The 20,528-nt window shown below is 58.4% G+C and carries 9 protein-coding genes and 5 pseudogenes; 8 read left to right on the forward strand and 6 right to left on the reverse strand.

The annotated features are described in order from the left end of the window. Positions 1-225 (reverse strand): annotated as a pseudogene (locus tag BM190_RS34995) (helix-turn-helix domain-containing protein); the annotation flags it as partial. A gap of 116 nt (positions 226-341) precedes the next feature. After that, a pseudogene (locus BM190_RS35000) lies at positions 342-744 on the reverse strand (isocitrate lyase/phosphoenolpyruvate mutase family protein); the annotation flags it as partial. Between the two features lie 604 nt (positions 745-1,348). Between BM190_RS35000 and BM190_RS35005 the strand changes: the two are divergent. The 5 genes from BM190_RS35005 (at position 1,349) to BM190_RS35020 (ending at position 9,196) form a co-directional block, all read left to right on the forward strand. Next, complete coding sequence (locus BM190_RS35005) at positions 1,349-1,561, forward strand: response regulator transcription factor (protein WP_092262163.1); 213 nt, start codon at positions 1,349-1,351, stop codon at positions 1,559-1,561. Between the two features lie 1,539 nt (positions 1,562-3,100). Next, positions 3,101-4,963 (forward strand): alpha,alpha-trehalose-phosphate synthase (UDP-forming), encoded by a 1,863-nt coding sequence (locus tag BM190_RS35010; RefSeq protein ID WP_177237480.1) that lies wholly within the window; start codon positions 3,101-3,103, stop codon positions 4,961-4,963. A 1,171-nt stretch (positions 4,964-6,134) separates the two neighbouring features. Beyond that, positions 6,135-6,392 carry a hypothetical protein gene (locus BM190_RS41370; protein ID WP_244550829.1) on the forward strand — a complete coding sequence of 86 codons (258 nt, stop codon included), beginning with the start codon at positions 6,135-6,137 and terminating at the stop codon, positions 6,390-6,392. Positions 6,393-6,636: 244 nt separating this feature from the next. After that, positions 6,637-8,256 carry a prolyl oligopeptidase family serine peptidase gene (locus BM190_RS35015; protein ID WP_244550838.1) on the forward strand — a complete coding sequence of 540 codons (1,620 nt, stop codon included), beginning with the start codon at positions 6,637-6,639 and terminating at the stop codon, positions 8,254-8,256. A gap of 733 nt (positions 8,257-8,989) precedes the next feature. Continuing rightward, positions 8,990-9,196 (forward strand): cold-shock protein, encoded by a 207-nt coding sequence (locus tag BM190_RS35020; protein ID WP_092262077.1) that lies wholly within the window; start codon positions 8,990-8,992, stop codon positions 9,194-9,196. A gap of 1,217 nt (positions 9,197-10,413) precedes the next feature. On the opposite strand, the gene BM190_RS35025 is transcribed toward BM190_RS35020, so the two are convergent. After that, positions 10,414-12,117, reverse strand: a complete 1,704-nt coding sequence (locus BM190_RS35025) for an outer membrane beta-barrel protein (protein WP_244550830.1) — start codon at positions 12,115-12,117, stop codon at positions 10,414-10,416. Positions 12,118-12,871: 754 nt separating this feature from the next. On the opposite strand from BM190_RS35025, the pseudogene BM190_RS41980 reads away from it, so the two are divergent. Further along, positions 12,872-13,159: pseudogene (locus tag BM190_RS41980) on the forward strand (IS30 family transposase); the annotation flags it as partial. A gap of 442 nt (positions 13,160-13,601) precedes the next feature. On the opposite strand, the pseudogene BM190_RS41375 reads toward BM190_RS41980, so the two are convergent. The 3 genes and pseudogenes from BM190_RS41375 to BM190_RS35045 all read right to left on the reverse strand — a co-directional run. Then, positions 13,602-14,339: pseudogene (locus BM190_RS41375) on the reverse strand (Wadjet anti-phage system protein JetA family protein); the annotation flags it as partial. Between the two features lie 380 nt (positions 14,340-14,719). After that, positions 14,720-14,865: pseudogene (locus tag BM190_RS41380) on the reverse strand (IS91 family transposase); the annotation flags it as partial. Positions 14,866-14,893: 28 nt separating this feature from the next. Beyond that, positions 14,894-17,485, reverse strand: coding sequence for a DUF5695 domain-containing protein (locus BM190_RS35045; RefSeq protein ID WP_244550831.1), 2,592 nt, complete (start codon positions 17,483-17,485; stop codon positions 14,894-14,896). Positions 17,486-18,199: 714 nt separating this feature from the next. On the opposite strand from BM190_RS35045, the gene BM190_RS40835 reads away from it, so the two are divergent. Both BM190_RS40835 and BM190_RS39970 read left to right on the forward strand, forming a co-directional pair. Next, positions 18,200-18,352: a hypothetical protein gene (locus BM190_RS40835; protein WP_177237482.1), complete on the forward strand. Its 153-nt coding sequence runs from the start codon at positions 18,200-18,202 to the stop codon at positions 18,350-18,352. A 510-nt stretch (positions 18,353-18,862) separates the two neighbouring features. Then, positions 18,863-20,368 (forward strand): PLP-dependent transferase, encoded by a 1,506-nt coding sequence (locus BM190_RS39970; RefSeq protein WP_143109145.1) that lies wholly within the window; start codon positions 18,863-18,865, stop codon positions 20,366-20,368. The last annotated feature ends 160 nt before the right edge of the window (positions 20,369-20,528 follow it).

Genomic DNA, 20,528 nt, shown 5'->3' on the forward strand with positions numbered 1-20,528 from the left:
TTTGGCCGCGTTCGCCGCCAGCAATCCGTCAAGCTCTACTGCCCATCGTCCCAGCTTTGGCCGCGGCTGCACCTGCCGCTCATACTCGAAGGAGGTCTCTCCCGACCTTAGAACCTTGCGGACCGTGTTCCGTGACACCTTCAGGTCACGGGCGATCTCCTTGATCGTCTTGCCCTTGATGAAGTGCTCGCGCCGAATCCGCGCAATCGTCTCCACGACCAGCATCCTCCACCACCTGCTTTGTTACGAAGCAGGCAGCGCAACAGACCAACCTGTAGGGGGTCAATTTTGGACGCCGATCCCCCGGCTTAGGGGGTCAATATTGCAGGCCGAATGACATTCACGGCCCGCAGGCGACCGGAAAATTCATCGATATTGGCGAGCGGATGCCGCTCGCCAATCAGTGAGTGCAGCTTCGGAAAGCAGCTGTCCTGAAGCGAGATGCCCGCCGCGCCAGACTGATGAAGTTTGCGTGCGAGGAGGCGAGCATTGTTGAAATTGCCGAAGCCCCCGTCACCATCAACGAGCACAGGCAGCTCGCTCGAGTCCACGATCCGTTCGACGCTCTGGACCAGCTGTGTCCATGAAACTTCATTGGCATCGCGATAGCCGAGCGAGCTTCGACAAACCAGACGCCCAGAGCCCTTTGAATCCTGCGCGCTCGGCGATTGTGGCGGACAGGCCGTCATGGGCCTCCATCAGGAACGACAGATCATCATTCGAGCAGACTTGGGCGCGAAGCATCTCGACAGGAGACGGCGCTGAGGTTTGGCGACCTGTGGTAGGCCGAACGGCCTGTGGTTGAAACTGCATGCCTAAATCCTTGAAGCCGGTCCTCGATTGGCGCCAACGTCACTGTTCATATCTTTTTGAGGTGACGCCGATCAATGACCAGCGTTGGTAGTTTATTAAAACGCGCAGACTTGCATGATCGCTGTGGGAATGGCACCGGGCGCAAAGCTTCGCTATGGGTTATTTTAACGTGCCTAAAGGTTGGACGGAAGATTTTTGGATGCAAATGAATAACCTCCTTCCGCGAGCCTGGTGCTACGACGCCCGAGGGAGAATCTCCCACTCTTTGGCGGGAAGAATGCTTCGTGAAGGCTTATATCCGGCTCACATAGATTTGGACGCAAATATCAACAGCCACGATTCTCGTAGTGCTGCTGTCGGGTGTACGACATATGTCGTACGCCCCTCGACAGAGCTGCAGTGGGACGGCAGCCTCGCGCGATTTTCGCGGCAATATCCGAAGAATTTGTCCTGCCTCGCCGATGTTTGCTGGCGCCACTGAGTGGCATGGCATTTGCTGATTCCTCTCCTGTTCTCTCGACTGCAGGAGAAGTTCATGTCGGATGTGCAAGAGGTGGCGCTGTCGGAACGGGAACGACAGTGTTTGCGATGGGTCGAGGAGGGGAAGTCATCCTGGGCCATCGGAGTCATCCTGAAAGTGAGCGAGAACACCGTCAACTTTCATCTCAAGAACGCGATGCGAAAGCTGGAAACGTCCAGCCGGACTCAATGCGTCGTCAAGGCACGACGACTCGGCCTTTTAGAGTAACGGCCGCGGTTCTGCTGCCGGGTGCAGATCTGGCGGGCGAGTGTGGGTTGCTCCGGCGGCGAGGGCGAGGCGAACCCGGAGCTGTAGAGCGGCAGGCGCTGTTACTCATAACAGGTGTGCTTCTATTTTCGTTTCCGATCCCGGGGCACCGTGGGCCACTAGGCGATGTTAGATCACGGGCGCATAACGGTCTTGAAAAGCTCGACGGTCGGTCGACTGCCTATGTTAATGTTGTGATCGGTCCTCCCCCCTTGCTGCGGCGCGGCGGACGTATGCGTGTTGCAAATTGAAGAGAGGCGATCGTTGCGGCTTAAGTGCTGAAGTCGTGGTCATGGCAAAGGCGGCGTAGAGGGCCTGGGCCTGACACGAAGACGGCAATGATAGTCCGTGAACCCATTTCCAAAATCGTGCTTTGGTAGACGTTGCACATACTCTAGCGCTCTGTGCGCTCGACCAAGTGCGGGCGATCCTCACGAAGCGCAGCTAGCTTAATCAACGACCTTTCGCGGACCCCCAGTGCGCCTGTTGCGTTCTTCAGATGATGTGGCGGATACGAGATAAGCTGATATGTTTGCGGCGGACGGCGCGATATGGGTGTCTCCGCAAAGGCGGACGGACTCCGATGTCGAAGTGGCTGAGTTGGACTACGGCCACAGGGCGTCATCGATGATTTGGAAACGTGGCAGTATCGGAGAACGTTGAGGAGAATTCTGCGCGCAACGCGACTACAATTCAAGGCCCAATGTTCAGCTCTTATGCCTTCTCGGCGCGGTGGGGGCGACACGTACGGGCCATTGACGACGCAAGCCCCTGCGACCCTGGTCAAACATTCGGGCTGCAATCTCGTGCTCGCATAGTGGGGGAGCTGCCCCCATTGTTTGTGCCGCCGGCAGAGCATCAAGCCGAACACATCGGAGGCATCCTCCTCAGGGTATAAACAGGGGCATGTCATGGAGGCGGATGGTATCACCGCAGACGCACGAGCTAATAGAGCCAAGGTAGTCGGCCGCAGTAGCTTGAAAAAAACTTCTCTGCGGGTTTCTAGCTCGTATTCGGAGGCGCGATGATGCGTCTCACGGGCGGACCACGCCAGGAGCCCTATGATGCCCGTCTGTGTCGTGCCGGAGCGGCCGGCGGATGTAGGCGAGCAAATCTGCGGCATCGGGAGGATTGACGACACCATAGACTCTTCGATGTCGCGCTGAGGCCATTCAAATGGTGCCGATCAGGAGGGTCACCCCGTCACAGCGCCCGAGTCTTCCTAGCGTCTAAGGCCATCGTGCGTCGCCGCCTACGACGGCAACGCTGACGTGCACTCATCAAAGCCGATGAAGCCAAACGTCGTCTTTCCTTAATTCGACATCTCGTCGCCTCATCCGTCACGACCGCCTCAAAGTCCCGGATGGATGCAGCAATCCGACCATTTTGCTCGACTGGTCAGATTCCGGAAAGGTAGACCTGCGATCCTGGCTAGTGGAGATATCTAGGGGCTGATCTGCGACTGCATCGAACGCAAATATTGTCAAAGGGAGTCACGAGATGTTTCGAATCCATGACAGCCTCGATACAGCAACGTTAAACTCCGGCAGTACATCAGGCGCTGCCCAACAAGATGAGACCAGGGGCCAGGCGGCCTTTGACCAGAACCTGGACGAAATACCGTTGGAGCAAGAGCAACAAGGAGGTGCAGGTCCTTCCGATGCTGTTGTCCCCGGCGAGCTGGGGAACGGGCTCGATGCGGTCAACCGGAAGCCCGACATGAAGCTGGTCGTCATTTCGAACCGCGTTGCGCCGTTCGACCCCAATAAACCCCAGACCGGCGGGCTTGCGGCGGGCCTCGAACCGGTTGTTGAACGTTCCGGCGCGGTCTGGATGGGCTCATCGGAGAAGCGCGGCGATGGGACCGCGCAGCCCCTGCCGCTCGTGAAGACCGGTACAGGCAATGTGGCGAGGCTCGATCTGCCACAAGCGCACTACGGTGGCTATTATAGAGGTTTCTCGAATTCTACGCTATGGCCAGCATTGCACTCTCTGCCCGACCAAATGTCAGTCTCCACAGCCGATTATGACAGCTCGGACTCCGATTACGACAGCTATCGAAAGATCAACGAGTTTATGGCGCGTGCGGCATTCGACTTGCGGGATAGGGACGCGTTCTGGGTGCATGATTATCATTTTCTTCTGCTCGGGGCCAATCTGCATAGCCTCGGCATTGAGCGGCCGACCGGCTTTTTCCTGCATACGCCATGGCCGGCGCCCGACATGGTAGAGCGCGTACCCAACCATCGCGAACTGATGAAGTCGATGCTGGAGTACGATCTGCTCGGCTTTCAGACGAACGGGGATTTGAACAATTTCCTGGCCTGCCTGCGGACCTATTTCGGGCTGGAGAGCAAGGATGGTGTCGTGACCACGCAGCGCGGCCAGACGCGACTTCAAAGATTCCAAATCGGTATCGATCCCAAGCAGTTCGCAGAGTATCTTGCGGGCGACCTTTCGCCCGCCGAGCAAGAAAAAGTCTCGTCACTATTGCAAAACTTCGAGGGCGCAAAGTTTGCTATCGGCGTAGACCGGCTCGACTACACGAAAGGTATCGACAAGCGGGTCGAGGCATTCAACCACCTTTTAGCAGCCGAGCCAGGCAGCATCTCGCTGTTGCAGATCGCGCCGGCCTCACGCGCCGACGTCGATCAGTATCGGAAGTACAAGGAGGACGTGGAGAATGCGATCAACCACGTCAATGCCGAACATGGCACAGACGACTGGAGGCCAATCCGCTACACGAATGACTCGTTCAGCCAGGCTGCGCTGGCGCGTCTTTACCGCGCGGCACATGTCGGTGTGGTCACGCCGCTGCGGGACGGGATGAATCTGGTAGCGAAAGAATATGTTGCTGCACAAGACCCGAACAATCCTGGCGTTCTGGTCTTATCGAAGTTTGCAGGTGCGGCTGAAGACTTCAAGGACGACGAAGCGCTGCTGGTGGATCCAAACCACCCCGAAGAGATCGCAGCCGCTATTTCCAAAGCGGCTAACATGCCGCTTGAGGAGCGTGTCAAGCGCTGGCGGTCGATGATGGACAAGATTGAATCTTACACCATTCACGACTGGTCGGCGGACTACCTTCGGGAGCTGGACAAAAGCCGCATCACGGTTCCGGCTGATCAGATCCTCCTTCCCGGCTTCGGCTGGAGCAACGAGGCTCAAATGCCGCTGTACCAGAACTATAACAAGGCCTTCACCGCCTATAACGAGATCGACCCGGCGGATGCCACTTTGAGGGAGGCTGCCTATGCAGACGTGGAGGCGGCCTTTGAGGCTTTAGCGGCCCCACTGAAGCATACACAGGACAGACTCTGGGATCCGCCGGCGGCCACAGCTTCACGGGATGGTGGTCGCTGACAGGAGCTCGGTGTGACCGGACGAAAGCATAGCGCGGCGGATGACAGGCTTCTGTAGCAGAACAGAGGAGCAATCCAAGTCTTTGTGCTGACGCGGTTCCTGCGGGCGACACAGACCAGCAAGATCTCAGGGAATTAACGAGCTGCGTCAAGACAGCATGCGAGTGGTCCATGACCAGAATGGGAGTGAATTCATGTTGCTATCTGTAAACGACGCTGCTGCGAGTGGTGGCGGCGGCAGTCGGTGCGCTGCTGCCAGTTGATCGCTCTCCGGAAAGCGGCGCTTGCCTCTGGGGCCGCAACAGCACCCGTACGGTACAGTTCGCAGTGAGGCTTGCACTCGCCTCGGGCCGGCTCGGATGATCCGGCAGCAGCGCGCATTCTCGATCGAAAATCTCATCCTTGATTGCTTTTGCGCAATAGGGCGCCGATGAGACCACGGCTCCTGTGTCGGTCCAAACCGGGTGGATCAGGATCGTTTAAGCTGGAGGTCGCTCCTCAATTGCTGCTGATGCCAGCTTCATTTCGCCATTTGTTGCGCAGAAGAGCCTGATCTGGTGCTTGTACCTTTGTTGATTGTTGGCTCAATCCCAGGACGTGTTGCGAGATAGGCCGTTTGTTGGGCATTTTTACTTTCCTCGTCTCGAGCGCAATCCTCTCGGAAATCCTCAACGAACCGAGTTATCGACGCGCCCGCGTGTGTTTCGCAAGCAAAAAGCTCCTTCAACTCGGCAATGCTTCCAGCTAACGGGTCAGAGCTTGCCATGCAAACCACCCTCACATGATGTCGATCCGGCTGCTCATAAATGCGCTGGTCTTTAGCCTGGTGCCCATCGACAAGTCTGCCCGATGACGCCAGCCAGGAGGACCTCAGATGCGGAGGTAAGCAGCATCGCTGCGTCCCGGGCTTGCCACTGAAGATCGAAAATGCAGCTGCTGTCTCACAGGCCGTCCGCCGACATGCTGTGTTGTCTGCTTGGCAACCAATGTCGGCACCCGGACATGGTCGTGTAGGCCCGAACGGCTGAAATTTGCGACCCTTTAGCCGGCACGCCGTTTGCAATGAGTGGTCCGGCGAGAAGCGCAAGCGCTGTGCCATGCGTTGGGTGCTTGGCGCCGCTTCTGCTTTGACGTGCCAGGCGCAGCCCTTCGACCTCTTCAGGAGACAGCCCATGAACACGTCGCCCCGCTCCGCCGCGCGGCCTTCGACTGACCGCGCCACTTCCACGGCGCTTTCACAGGAGCAAACGGCTGGCGCCGCCATCAATGATCCATTCCTCTGGCTGGAGGAAATCGAAGGACAAGGCGCATTGGCTTGGGCTCGCGCCGAGAACGAGAAGACGCTCGGCGTGCTCCAGTCAGACCCCCGCTATCGGTGCTTCTACGAACAGGCGCTCAGCATCCTGCAGGCCAAGGACCGGATCGCGTAGTTTCGTTGGGACGGCACGGACTGGATAATTTCTGGCGAGATGAACATCAGGTGCGCGGCATCTGGCGGCGCACCACGCTTGAGAGCTATCGCAGCCAGGAACCGCGATGGGAGACCATCCTCGACATCGACGCACTGGCTATCGCCGAGAACAGGAATTGGGTCTTTCAAGGGCGCTGCTACCTTCCGCCTGAAGAAGCCTCTGCCTGCTTTTTCTTTCCGATGGCGGCAAGGATGCCGCGTCCATACGAGAGTTCGACAGCCACGCTAAGACCTTCGTGCCCGACGGCTTTTATCTTCCAGAGGGCAAGCAGCACGTCAGCTGGATCGATCGTGATACGCTCCTTGTTGCACGGGACTGGGGCGAGGGGACCTTGACGCAAGCCGGCTACCCCTTTGTGGTGAAGGAGCTCAAACGCGCTCAGCCGCTCAGTGAGGCTCGCGAGATCTTTCGTGGCGAGCCCACCGACGTTCAGACGCGCCCCTTCGTGCTTCGTGATAGGGAGGGTCATATTCATGCAACCGGCGCGAAGCGCTTGATCAGCTCTTTCGAGTACGAGTATGTGGTCTTCCGCTCCGATGGACCCGTCAAGCTCAATTTGCCGAAGAAGGCCGCGATGAGGGGACTGGTGGCTGGTCGCCTGCTTGTGAAGCTTGATGAAGAATGGAGCCGGCACGGCGATATCAGCTTCGCCGCCGGATCGCTGATTTCGTATGACTTGGCCGAATGGAAACAGGATCCGCTGCGCGCCAAAGCCTCGCTTGTCTTTCAACCTGGGCCCCGCCAGGCCCTGAGCGGGTTAAGCGCCACAAAGAATTTGTTGATCCTCACGATCCTTGAGAACGTTCAGAGCAAAGCGTTGATTTATAAGTACGATCAGGGAGTTTGGGCGGCGACGCCGATCCCGCTACCGGAACATACAAATGTCAGCCTGTCAGCCGCCTCCGATGAAGCGGACCAGGCCATGTTCACCGTTTCGAGCTATCTCAGACTAACGTCAGTCTGGTATTTTGATGCCGAAAGCAAAAGCCTTGAGGAATGGAAGACGACACCTTCTGCCTTCGATGCGTCCAACCATGTCGTGGAGCAGCTCGAAGCCAGTTCGCGTGATGGCACGTCAATTCCCTATTTTCTAGTGCGGCCGAAGAACGCAACGTTCGACGGCGCCATTCCGACCCTTCTTTATGGCTATGGCGGGTTCCAGGCCTCGCTTCTGCCCTCTTATCTGGGGCCGGTAGGGCGGCTCTGGCTTGAACAAGGCAATGCCTATGTCGTGGCAAACCTGCCCGGGGGCGGTGAGTTTGGTCCAAAATGGCATCAAGCGGCCCAGGGGGCGACGAAGCAGACTACGTGGGATGATTTCATTGCCGTTGCCGAGGACCTGATCCGCCGGAAGATCACAAGTCCGAACCGGCTAGGAGTAATTGGCGGCAGCCAGGGCGGGCTGCTCGTTGGCGCCGCAATCACTCAACGTCCCGAGCTCTTCAACGGGGCGATCATCCAGGTGCCGCTGTTTGACATGCTTCGATACACCAAACTGGGCGCGGGAGCCTCCTGGATCGGCGAGTACGGTGACCCCGCCATTGCCGAGCAGCGTGCGTGGATCGACGGCTACTCGCCCTACCAGAAGCTGCTGGCGGGCAAGACCTATCCGGCTCCTTTGATTCTTACATCCACCAAGGACGATCGCGTGCATCCAGGGCACGCCCGCAAGGCTGCCGCGAAGCTCGCCGCGCTTGGCCAGCCTTATTTCTATTACGAGAACATCGACGGGGGACACAGCGCCGCGGCCAATCTCATGGAATGTGCGCGTCGACTGGCCCTTGAATACACCTATGCATCGAGGCGGCTTTGTTCTGAGTAAAGTTTGGACAACGGGCTGATCGAAGCAGGCAAAATCGAGACCACTGGTCTCAACGTCTTCACGTTGCTTCGCTGAATTCATCGAAGCCAAGGCCAGAGGCTGATGAGCCGCCGGCGCGCGACGAAGTTCGTCAGATGCGCAAGTTACCGGTTTGAACAGGCTCCGCCGCTGCCGAGCGAGCTTGCCGGTTCTCCAAACACAACAGGACGAGCGGACAACTTGCCAAATGCGCTTCCTTGGGGATTGTCTCGGCCGACCCTGTTCTTTCGACGGGACCCGACATGCGGTTACATTCGAAGACGAATAGACAAAGCGCAGCCATGCGAGCGTCTTCGTGCCTGAGAAAAGGGTGAGGTATCTTCATGCAGGCATGTTCGGATTGATAATCTGCTCCTGGCTGCGCAAAGGAGTTCACGGCCGCTCTGTTGTTCAACGTGAATGAAAGCCATCCGCCGGCTGGACGAGCGCGGCTTCTTCGAGGCTCAGCAACTCTTCTGTAAGCCGGTGGCGCGCGACGAGTGGGGCGAAGATCAAAACGTCATTTTGACAAAAAAGTTTGAGGCGAAGTGTCGTCGACGTCAGGATTGTCGCTCGCACGATGCGGCCGCAGCTAGACCACGCGATAGAAAACGAGCACGTGAGCTGCGCAGTGACGCGGGACTTCTCTTACGACCGTCTTGATGGCCGAGAGACTCTTCGCTAGATCACAACGGTTCACTATGGAGATGCCGCCGTGGCAATGGGTATTGTGAAGTGGTTCAACTCGACCAAAGGTTATGGGTTCATCAGGCCTGAGGACGGAAGTCCCGATGTCTTCGTGCACATCAGCGCCGTCGAAAAGGCCGGTTACACCACCCTCGAAGAGGGGGCCCGGGTAAGTTATCAGCTCAAGGAAGGGCGTTCGGGTAAGACGTCAGCTGAGGATCTCCGGGTTGGCTGATCCGGCTCGCCTCCGGAAATTCCTCTCTGCAAAGCGTGTTCTCGCACCTGTCCGGCGATGCCTTGTCATGGCGCGCCGGGCGTTCGGCCTTTCGACCGTCTCTTCGAGCCAGGGCTGTCTCGCAAACCGCTAGAGAGCCTTGGCGAGGGCGTCCACCGATCACTGCCGTCAGAGTTACAGGAGTTGCAGCCCGGTCGCAGTGTGGGCGTGGCAAGATATTCCTGCCGGCGGGCCACGAACGGTCCGAAACGTACCGTCGTGATCAAAAGCGGGGAAGTGCACGCCGCCGGGCTGGTACCCCCTCCGGGCGTGATGCAAGTAGCTCATGAAGGTGCTCGCAGAAGGGGGCTAGTCTGGTTATGGACCACTGGCTGGCTGGCTGCGCTGCGGCTGCAGGGGTATTTCTGCTACGCTGATGCCGTGAGCCTTCGAGGGCCTGTGTATCCAAAATTGGATTGGTTTGATGAGGCGCGCGGGCAGGTGAAATCGCCGTGGGCCGATCGCATGAAGCGTTGGCAGTACACGCGCCGGATCTGAATATCTATTCGGCGGGTTTTGTATTTCGCGATGTTCCTGGCTGGTGAGCAAAACGGGCGGCAATTCCTATCCGCGATCGAAAAGGCCGCCGCAGGTCAAAAAGAGCGGCCGTGATCAACCATCGATTTCTCGTCCAGCGAAGTCGCTGCGCGAGCGGTCACGGATGCTACAAATTCTTATTCTCCCACGCTGTCGCAGGCCGTGGGGGCGCAGGAACGGTAGATCCAATCGGCGCACGGCGTGAGGCAGCAGTTGCCTCGACTGCCACCCCGGCTGCGAAGCGCGCGCCGCACTTAACCCAGGTAAAGTGCTATCGTTCTAACGCAGCATCGATCAAATCGACAGCGATTGTTGATGGGCTCGGAATGATTGTCTTTCCGACGAGAAAGCGTGCGCGCAATCCTCGCAAGATTAGGTCGTAATCAGATTTGGTTAGCTGTCACTGCGCTTCGCCTGTGAGGTATTGCAGCACGCGGATGGTCTTTGGGGCGAGCCCAGGCGCTGTTGCGCTCGCGTGCTCATGCTGTTGATCAAGCGCGGGTTTCCACTCTTACGCTTGATGATGGGCGTGGTTGCGCCAGACCAATGGCATCGGGGCCAGTTCTGGCGCCGATGTCGTTCCTGACGAGCCGGATTCGGTTGGATCGAGAGCAATCTTGGGCTTGGCTTTGGCGGACCTTTCAATCGAACTTATAGGAGGCCTGGAAGAACGTACCCCAGCGCTCCATGCTGTACTTCGCAGATCCGGGCGACTGGTTGATGCAGCCGTTTCTGCACCCCAAGGAGGCATCCTGTTTGGTCCACATGGCCCAATAGCGGCCACCAACGCCGACGCTGAGGTTGCTGGTGATGAAGTAGGACAGTACGCCTTCAAGCTGGACTCCGCCGCCACCATTGCCGCGCTGTTCAGTAAAGGTAGTGGCGTCGCGCAAGAGATGATAGTCACGGCCTTTGAAATCGGTCCATGGCAGGTAAGCAATATCAGCACTTAAGCGCCAACGCTCGGTCAGCATGGTTTCAGCGCTCAGGCCGATTCGAGGCGCATTCCATTGCGTATCCTCGGCGCCAACGATCCTGTTGTCACCCGGCTTCAAACATCGATGCCGCGGATTAACGAACTCAACGCAGCCGATCCTGTCCGAGCTCTGGCCGTAAGAGGTCCACCCCACAAATGCACCGACTTTATAGTTTGTACTTCGCAGGAAATCGTAACCGATATCGGCCGTGTAATATGCGAACCTTCCGTTTGACTGACCGTCGAGGGTGTTTTGGTAGGGCCGTTCGTCATGGGGCAGCCAATCTTCATTGTTCATTTTCCCTTTGTTGAAGCCCCCGATACCCAGATTGCTCTTCAGGAACACTCCCCAGGGACTGTCAACACGGCCGAATAACTCCCCGGAACGGCCGTCCAGTCCATGATAAGTAAGCCTCGATATCAATGTGCTGGGGTCTTCAAGCCGGCCATGCCGAATTGCGCTGTGATCCCACTGGAATCGTCCCCGGCTCAGCCAGATCCGCGAGCCACCTTCGAAGGACCAGCCGGGCGCGTAGGAAACGGGTGGTACGCTGCGGGCTGGTTTCGCATACAGCGGCGGGTCGGGCCATTGTGCGGCCTCTGGGTCCGCACCAAAGTGGTAGTTCAGGCCAATCTTTCCGATATGATAGTTGCTGGTCAGGCTGGTTGTGTCCGCCGGCAGAATCGCAAACGGAGGTAACTGCACTGTCGAGCCCGTCGCGATACTCGGCCCACCAAAATGCAGATAGTCATATTCGACGTTCACCGACCATGCAGGCGTTAGGGCTTGCTCAACGCCCAGCCCGATGATGCCACCGACCCGACCATAGTCGAAATGGGTTTTCTCCTGTGGCATGAGGCGGCCTTCAAAGTTGTTGACGACATCGCCCCGATTGTTTTGCCAGGCTAAGCCTGCCTTAACATAGGCCAGCGTGTGTCCGAGCGCGCCAAAGGCGTAACCGATGCGACCGGTCCCGGTGGCAAAGAAGCTCGGACCTGCCTTGCAATTTGCGCTCACAACCAAGCCGGAAGCGGCGAGGCATGTGTTGGTGCCCTCGGAGACAGCACCGCTCGCATCCAGCTCGATGCCAAACACCCAACTGTTGTTCTGCCAGTTGTAACCGATCTGGCCACCTGCAAGGAAAGCCGGGGTATCGACGATGCCGCCAAAGATTGATGGACCGTGTGGATTGCTGAAGGAGGTGCGGCCGTATCCACCGCCGGCGTGCCCGCCAATGTAGCCTCCAGACCAGTTCCACACCGCCTGTGGCGGTTTAAGTTGTAGCTCAAGGTCAGCCGGCTTGGCTGCGCTGCTTGCGGCGAGCGCAATTGTTGTCGCAACACAAAAAATAGTTCTCGAACGCATCATAGTTTGTCCTGCACTTCCCAGTTCACGACTCGCCTCCTCAAGTATCGCCGCACGACAAATCGTCGGAGCAGACCAGACACGCGGTAGCGCTCGCCAGGTCTGTCCCGAAGATCACCGCACTACGATGGGTGATGATTTCCCGAATGAAGCAAACCGCATGCCGAACTGAATTCGTGCATTTCGCAGAACACGTAAGAGTGTCTCGCGTCAGCTTCCTGACATTGGTCTTAAGGCTGACAGCCGAGATGTCCGGATGAGAGGCGCGGTCGCGGCAAACCCGGTTGAAATTGCCGTCGGTTGAGAAGCAGCGGAGCAGGAAGGCGAACGCGCGGCACGGAGCTTATTGCGCGAGGATTCCGGGGACATCGATCATGAAAGCGGACGCTATTTGCGACCAGCAGAAGTGATCTGCAGCGAGGTCATATCCTTCGGTCCGGCGCCTGTAGGCCGATTTCGTGAGGACGGCTCTTCCGGTGCCATCTGATAAGTAGTAATGAGCGCGACGAAAGATGCGGCTCAAGGGGCAATGACCGTGGCTCTGCAACTGGGGCCGCACGAGCGGCATGTCGCTGCTGGGCAGTACGAATGCAAATGGTGAGACCCTAGATCAGCATGGTCAGTGAGCGTAGATCTGGCTCATTGCGCGAGAACAATATTGTCTCCCAACTGCACGAGCACGGTATGACCCCGACACATTTATCATGAACGTCAAACCTCTATCAGGACGCTACCTCTCGTTCGCCGAACGTGAGGAGATCGCCATGAAGAGGAGGCTCGCGTGAGGAACGGACCTGCACTCGACCCGACATGGCGCTGAGGAGTGCGCGCCCCCACTGCCCGCGTAATCGTCAGCATGCCCGACCAATCGCGCCGGTCGCTGAGTTGGGATCAAGGAGCTGAGCTGGCTCAGCATGCGCATTTAAGGATCGATGCAGGCCTGCATTTCTACGACCCTCACAGCCTTTGGCAGCGCGGCACCTACGGGAACCCGAATGGGCTGCTGCGCCAGTACTTTCCAATAGGGACCGATCTCCGCATGCACTGCAGCCTGACGCCGTGTCTTCTCGCCAGGCGGTTGAGGCCATTGATGGCCGCATGCAGCAGCTTGGCGTCGGTCGGAACTCCTCGAGCGTGATCGTGAATTCACCCAGCCCCACGGAGCGACCGACCGCAGCCAGGTTCGGGATGGCCCGGTAGGCGAAGAAATCAGGAATGCTTTCGATCTCGATCTCAGATGACGACACGCCTCGCGACCTTGCATCTGCCGGCGAGCGAACTCGAGCAGCTTCTGGTCGGACACGCGCACCATCCGGTCGAACTCGGTCGTGGCCTGGACATAGGCCCGCAGTAGGGATCCTGTTTCGGGACCTTGAAGCGCGTCCGCTCGGGTGGGGCCTTCGGAGGCGGCGGCATGTACAGCGCGAGCGACTGATTGGCAGACCGACGTCGGGCGACCTCAGACGGATCTCCACTTCCTCGCTGCCCATCTTCGAGAGTTGCTCGATCAGCCGGACGATCCGTTCCGCGGACCCTTCTCCCATGATGTCCATGTAGTGGACGGTGGTGCGGATGCGACGTTCGAACCGGTCACGGAAATCTTCGATCTTGTCCATGAAGGGACCGACGTCCTCAAAGACGCTCTTGATCTTCCCGAGTTCGGCGATGGCCCGCTCCTCCGCCGCAACGATCGTGGCGCCCGCGGCCATGACACCCTGCTCGATGTAGGCGCGCGAAATCTTACCGACGAGCCCGGCGTCCGCGAGCATGTCGCCCGCCAGGGAGGTGATCGTGCGACGGTGACGGTAGGGATTGTTGGACGTCTTGAGTTGCTTGTAGTCGGCGATCAGCAGCCCGTCGACGAAGTCCTGAAAGAACGTGCGGAGGATGGCGGCCGCGTTCGGATTGCCCAGAATGCGGTCCTCGATCTCGCGCATGCCGGCGAGGATGCGGCGCATGCTGCGGGCAAACCGCAAGGCCGTGTCGTGCGCGTTGGCCAGACCTTGGGCCATCGTCTCCGGCTCGCGGTACGCGGCCTCAAGGTTGTTCTTGACGTCGACCACGGGGCCGGCGACGCGCACGCGGCTGTTACCGAAGTCGGTGATCGCGCCCAGCACCATGAACGCGTCCGGGTTCATGTCCACGTAGGTGCGCCATTTCTCGGTTTCTTCGGTGAGCCAGACCAAATCGAATTCGCTATTTCTATGACTATCAAGCAGCGCCACGTTTAAGGGCGCTCGCGATTTATCCGAATGGATGGTTCATGAGCGCGAGCGAGCGCGCTAATCCTGAATTGTATGAACTGTTCCGGCACTGGCTCGTGCAATGGCGTCATGTTTGCGCAACAGGCTGCCCCCCATCGTGGGGCGTCACCGAATTTGGCAAGCGGATCACGGAACGGCAGGCAAAGGGGCTTACTAGGCGGCGGGTCCCTCTTTTGCCGGCATGTCACACGGCCCAAGCACCCCCGGAAAAGCTCTAGCCGCTCAGACAAATGGTTGACAAGGTCGACGACTAGAGAGGCGATTCTCCCGGGAGAGGGCGGTCACGGCATTCACTTTTTCCATATTTCAACGATTATTGAATTTGCCGCCGATGCCACCCGCACGATCATGTGGATGAGCGGATGGTGGGTCATCGCCGAACCCGAGGTATGCAGCAGCGCGGTGATGCGGCCACGTGCACCGAGAGGCCCGGATTTGCAACGATGATCGTCATCGCCTCGGAAGCCGCGTGGAACAGCAGGCCATAAGTGCCGATCGCACCTTAATGGGCAACACTAGTGAACCTGAACCCGCGGTAAGCGCGCCGCAGGCAAGCGGACGATGATCTTGCTGTCCGTGATGTCGACGACTTCCTTGCGCTTCCTCCCGTCATCGTACCGCAATTCGAACGTCACTCCCGATGCAGATGGGACAAACGGCTCAGGCGTAAAGCTGATCCACCCCTCCGCCAAATTCAGATTGATCGGTCCAACCGCCCGGAATCGGGCGTCAAGCAGCACCAAGTCGAATCGGAGAGACTGGAGCCGCACGTTGAGCCGTCGCCGCACGCCATCACGTGGCCAGATACGCAGGGTGTGAGCGAACGTCTCCATGATGCCACCGTGACAAACCTGCCCAAAGATGGGATCGTCGGCAACGATCGTCGCAGCAGCGCGGACCGCCCCACAAAACCCCAGGTCGATCTCGCACGAGTAATACCACGTTCCACGGTGATGCGGCTGACCGAGCCATGTGGTCCCGCTCGGCGCCGGCTCGAAGCCGCCACCGGCCGCGCCGTCATTCTCCTCGCCTGGATACCAATAGCCATAACCGGCCGACGCAGGGCCGCTGTTCAGCAAAGCCCACGCGCTGAGTTGTGACGCATATCCGAGACGAAGGGTTGGATGCGGGTCGACTGCATCGTTCAGCGCATGATCAAGCAGCGCCCAGCCGCCCATCTGCGCCATGTAAGTCAGCGTATAGGCGTCGCCCGCAGTTCCGCGATAATCGCTGCCCAGGTAATAATAAGCAGGTTCCAGCCAGCCACGGCAGAACAGATTTGCAGCGATCTGACGCTCCGCGAAGGCACGGGCTGCCGCCTTCGAAACCCCCATGGCGACAGGGTCATCAAGGGCCGAGCGCGCCAGTGCCTGTGTTGATTCGAAGGCTGTGGAATCGAACGGATATTCCGATTTGAACAGGTCCGCCTTCGGATCGACGAAGCCGCGCACCTTACGCGCCCAGTGCGCCTCCAACGTCGCCGCCTCGCGCATCAAGCCCGCCGTCGCGAGCGCCGAAACCAGTTCGGGGATCACACATTCGTTGTAGAAGCCGGTGCGGTAGGCAGACCACATCACCACGCGCATAGGCACCGTGAACATGGCCAGCGCCGTACCGTAGGCGCGTACCAAATAATCTCGTGCGCTCTGGCGGGTGGGTATCGCGGGATGGTCATGCGCGATGCGGTGCATGGCCAAATACATCGCGAAGATGTGCGGATAGTCATAAGGCCGCCAGATATGCAGGCGGCCCTTTGGGCCGGGATCGCTGCTATCCCGGTTCTGCTTCCAATCGGGTATGCCGTAGAGGCCGTAGGCGTATGCCTCCTGTGTGGTACGTTGCAGCCCGCCCCAGACGAACGTATCGATATATCGGTCCAGCGCCGCCACTTCCGCCGCATCAGGATGCTCGGCATTCTTGGTTGCAAGGTAAGCGGGCTTGCTCAGCCCGGGATCGTCGCACGTCACCTCGTAGATGCGCCAGCCCTTGATCCGGTCGTAATTGTCCGGGCCAAGCAGGATCTGCGTCTCCATGTTCCACTCGCCAAACAAACCGTCGTACCATTTGGACGGGTCACGATGCTGCCGCTTCACGATGAAGGCTGCGCGCTTCTTCATCATCGTCTCGACGGGCTCGGTAGCGAAGAATTCAAGAAAGGTCTGGCGCGCACCCGGCTGGTGCAGGGTCAGCCGGTTCTCGCCCAATCGCGAAAACCGGACCCGCCACAGTCGCCTGCCAGCCCGATCCGGCAACCGTTGCACCACCGTGTCGCGCGTAAATTCCGCTTCGATTCGCTCCACCGGAATGGAGGACGCGAGCGCGATGTCGACATGCAGGTCGTTGGGAACCGTCATGCCCGGCATTACTTCCACGTCCACCAGGCCGGCGTCCGCGATAGCCCTGCGCGCCGCCTCATAATCGGCAACCCACCGGAAGCGGAGACGGTAACGCCGTCCCTCGGCCGGCGACAGGAACAGGGAATGGGTCGGCTGCCGCCAACGAGTCCTTCCCTCCACTGCCTCGCCGGCGGCCGCCCCGCCCAAGATGTAGGCGCACCACGTCCCACTGGCTTCGGCCGAATCCTTGTGGACATCCCAATATTCCAGTGACGTGTCCGCTTCCGGTAAGAGCATGAGGAAGGGACCGGTGCTGTTGCCGCGAATCCAGAAGATGTGCGATCCATGCCCCGAGATGAAGCTGTGCTTCAAAACAGCCACCGACACCGGTTGCCCTGCCGGAAATTCGGTGTTCATCGGCATGGGCAAATAGAGGTCGCCAACCTCCACTCTCGCCATGCCGTCGTTCCGCAGCATGATCTCCCACGTCAATCCAGCCTCGTCGACTGCGAGGCGGGTCGAGAGAAGGACGCCGGCATCGCGGGCTGCCAGTTCAACGGCCGCGCTATGCATCGGCTTCGTTGCATCAACGCCGGTTCGAAGCGTATGCCACTCGGATCCGGCATGCCGAACTCTAGCGTGAGCTGTCCCCAGCACGGCTCCAGGCAGGACATAATCCGTGTCATACGTATCGTTACGATAACGCAACGAGGTAATGCCGTCTTGGGTGCACCCAACGACGAAGGGAGAGTCGGCCGCCTTCAACTCCATGGCAACCTCGCGCTGCGGCCGATTGGGTATAGACACCGTAACGCCCCCGAACAACGCGCCACCCAAGAAGCTACTGCACAAGCATCGTACGACGCGTATACGTCCAGACTTTGGACATGCCTTTGCTCTTCGTCATCAACCGTATCCGGTATCGCCTCATCCGGATGATCAAGGCATGCCGTTTCGCGCCGTAAACGTCAACGCGATAAAGCGACAGGCCTGCAATCGCTAGATGCGGAGTGAATTGATCGTCGCCAGAGGACAAAATGACCTCCATAGTACAAGAAAATGGAAGGCGCTGAAGAAAAATTTGGCAACTAGAGTGGCGGCTTGATTTGCACGGCGATCTGGTGAGGTCGCCCTACAATCAACAATACTTACGATTGCTAAACCCGCAAATCGAAAGGCGGTCGTGGGAATCGAGCGCGCGCTCAGAGACGCGCGAGCAGCAATCGTCACGGAACTTCAAATGTGATTGCTCGGGATTGGATCGTTAAGGCGCCGGTGGACCTGCCGCCCGAGCTGCTCTACGAACACCCAGGAGAAGCCGAAACGGGGCGTTCGGCCCTGCGCGCGACTGGCTCAGTGTCACGAGCGGGTCCGGAATGCGATGCGTGCCGTTATGGATTCTGCGCCGCTACTGCGCAGGCTCGAGATGCACTCGGACGCCGGATCGAGCGGTAGCAGCGAGAGCTAGTGCCGAAAACATGATGCATGTTGCTGACGCCGCTCAACGGTCAAATCGGCGAACGATGGCGATTTGTCGGCATCGTTGAGATGCGAAGAACCGGCAATTGGCCGGCCGACTGCTTCACGGCCCAGGAATTCGCGATCTGCATCGTCAACGCTAGACAAGCCAAAGCATGACGCACTCACGCGCCGATCATCGGAATGGAAAAAACTCGTTAACGGTAAGAAAACCGATACGACGCTTTGTCAGGTTTGTTGGGTTCGTCACACAGGTGTTTCGACCTGTCGCAGAGCGAACGGATTGAGAAGCAATTGAACGGGAGTCCGGCGTATCAGCGAAGTGGCACAAGTTTTGATGCTTTTGCTTGCGGCGTGGCAGGAGTTGCCGAGTAGACATCGCTTCAGGTGGCCGTGATGGGTGGCGCAGAGGAGGGAAAGCCGCATAACGGGCGTCCGTCAAATCGCATGCTATTAGATGCTGATAGATCGAACCTCCGACGCTATGCGGGAGCCCTTGTCGACCTCTGGAAGAAGAGTTCGAAGAGTGACGCAGCCGACTTTGCTGGATGGCGAGTGCTGGTAGAGCAGGGTCCAGATCTTGTACGCGCTCGAGCTTCTCTTGTTTTTCTTGACGTCAGCAGTGCGACGGGCGTCGGCTCTGACCGAAAGTCCTGGAGAGGTGCTTGAATGAACTTAGATGATTGCGATCGTGCGCCGCATGACAGCGCCGCTGCAGGTCAAGTGTTCCGCGATCTCGGCGTTGAGCCGATCATTAATTGCACCGGCGTACGTACGTCTTACGGCGGGTGCAATCCAGCCCGGTCCGTGCTCGCCGCAATGGAAGCGTCTGGTCAAAGCTTTGTCATTCTGAACGAACTCGCGGAAGCGGTCGGACGGAAATTGGCTGCGCTCACCGGTGCCGAATGGGGGCTCGTGACCGCTGGAAGTGCAGCAGCAGTAAGTCAGGCGGTTGCTGCTTGCGTGGCTGGTAACGATCCAGAAAGGATGATGAAGCTCCCGTTACGAGGGGAGAAAATGGTGGTTGTCGCTGCTGATCAGCGAATGGCTTACGAGCATGCAATTCGAGCAGTCGGTTGTTTTGTGCTTCCTATCGGTCGTGCCGCAGACCTGGATCAGCTTCCAATTGAGAAGATCGCAGCAATATGTGTTGTTGCTTCAGATATTCCAAAGTCGGTCTTGTCCTTTGACCAAATTGCTCTGCGCGCCAAACAACTGGGAATTCCGCTGATTGTAGACGGGGCCGGAGCAGCCCCAAGATTTCCCAACGTTTGGCTTCAAAATGGAGCCGATCTACTGATCCATTCAGGCGGCAAGTATATCAGCGGACCTCAATCTACTGGCTTCTTGCTTGGCTCGGAAAGATTATGCAGAGCTGCTTACCTGAATGGGCCTCCCGGCCAATCGTTTGGTCGGTCAATGAAGGTCGGAAAAGACGAGATCATTGGCGCTTACGTCGCGTTGGAGCAATGGGTAAAGGGAGGGGGGGCTCGTGCGATGGAACGATGGCGAGAGTGTATTTCGATAATGAAGCGCGAGTTTTTGAGCGTGCCTAGCCTCTCGGTCGAAGAGATTGAACCAGACGCTGCATTCTGTAATCCACGAATAGCAGTCTCATGGGAGGTCGAAACATTCTCGGCAAACGCCGACCTGATCGTCAAAAAGCTGGCCAGCGCTCGCCCACGCATTGTGTTGCACGACTGTTGGCAACGCCCGCAACGGATCGTCGTCGATCCCACCAATCTGACCAAAGTCGAAGCCGAGATTGTTGGCCGTTCGATCGTTCATGCCATTACAGAATCGCCTTTAGCGCCAGCCGCACCACCAGAGCGCGCTTTCGAGGAGCTGGCGGGAGCTTGGCAGGTCTATATCGACTTTCTTCACGGCAGCGCTGTCCATGCGTTCATGCTGCGACAGGATCGTCAAAATATTGCGGGCACGCACGTCGGCGTTGAGGTCTCGGGCAACTGCCGGGGCAATATAATTGGATCGAAATTGAAGCTGTTTTCGCAATTGCCGGGCGATCCATTGGGCTTAGACTATGAGTTCGAAGGGACGCTTCGCGATGGCAGCCTGACAGGCGTTGTTCACTTGGGTGCATCCGCAGCCAAGTACAGCGGCATTACCTTTAGGCGGCAATTCGGACAAGCGAGTTGGCGCGCTAAGCGTACCTGAACAAAACACACCGGTGGTGTAAAATGTGCAAGTCGTCCCCAGCGGCCGGTGCTTTAACGGTAAGTCCTAGCAAACTGCAGATGCTGAGGACGGATCATCTTCGACGGCAAGTCAGCCCAGTCCATGCTCGCATCGTTTCATTGGCCGTGGCCAAGCTGAT

Source organism: Bradyrhizobium sp. Rc3b, from assembly GCF_900114915.1.
GTDB lineage: Bacteria > Pseudomonadota > Alphaproteobacteria > Rhizobiales > Xanthobacteraceae > Bradyrhizobium.

Bases quoted from the DNA above. Each gene is read 5' to 3' on its own strand.
- BM190_RS35005 (WP_092262163.1), top strand. From the start codon at position 1,349: ATGTCGGATGTGCAAGAGGTGGCGCTGTCGGAACGGGAACGACAGTGT.
- BM190_RS35010 (WP_177237480.1), top strand. From the start codon at position 3,101: ATGTTTCGAATCCATGACAGCCTCGATACAGCAACGTTAAACTCCGGC.
- BM190_RS41370 (WP_244550829.1), top strand. From the start codon at position 6,135: ATGAACACGTCGCCCCGCTCCGCCGCGCGGCCTTCGACTGACCGCGCC.
- BM190_RS35025 (WP_244550830.1), bottom strand. From the start codon at position 12,117: ATGATGCGTTCGAGAACTATTTTTTGTGTTGCGACAACAATTGCGCTC.
- BM190_RS35045 (WP_244550831.1), bottom strand. From the start codon at position 17,485: ATGGAGTTGAAGGCGGCCGACTCTCCCTTCGTCGTTGGGTGCACCCAA.
- BM190_RS40835 (WP_177237482.1), top strand. From the start codon at position 18,200: ATGTTGCTGACGCCGCTCAACGGTCAAATCGGCGAACGATGGCGATTT.
- BM190_RS39970 (WP_143109145.1), top strand. From the start codon at position 18,863: ATGAACTTAGATGATTGCGATCGTGCGCCGCATGACAGCGCCGCTGCA.